Source organism: Nocardioides malaquae, assembly GCF_015070385.1.
Lineage (GTDB): Bacteria > Actinomycetota > Actinomycetes > Propionibacteriales > Nocardioidaceae > Nocardioides > Nocardioides malaquae.
In genome coordinates this window covers 1-277 of sequence record NZ_JADCSA010000314.1, presented here as the reverse complement: position 1 = coordinate 277, position 277 = coordinate 1, and the positions used below count along the sequence as shown (strand labels likewise).

Below are 277 nucleotides of genomic sequence, written 5' to 3'. Positions count from 1 at the left end.
TATTTAAGTTACTGGTCATATCTGCCCCGGTGCAATTTGTGATTATGAAGCCTAAAAACCAAACAGAAATTAAAATGTTTTTCTGTTCCAATCTTCAACGCCAATAACAATTAAATCGTTAATCGCAATTATTTGAGTGACAATTAATCGCCATTTAAAATGTCCTAGTCGTGACAGCCCATTGAACTCCACATTTTCATTATAGGGAAGATTTTGCAAATAAATTATAAAAAAAAAAGATCCAGACATTTCATAAAATAATATGGCAGATCCACAA

At 31.4% G+C, this 277-nt stretch carries 1 protein-coding gene; it reads right to left on the bottom strand.

Features of this window, described 5'->3' with window-relative positions:
• Positions 1–69 precede the first annotated feature (69 nt).
• On the bottom strand, positions 70–277 hold a 208-nt coding region (locus IEQ44_RS17185; protein WP_227487626.1), incomplete at its 5' end, for a hypothetical protein.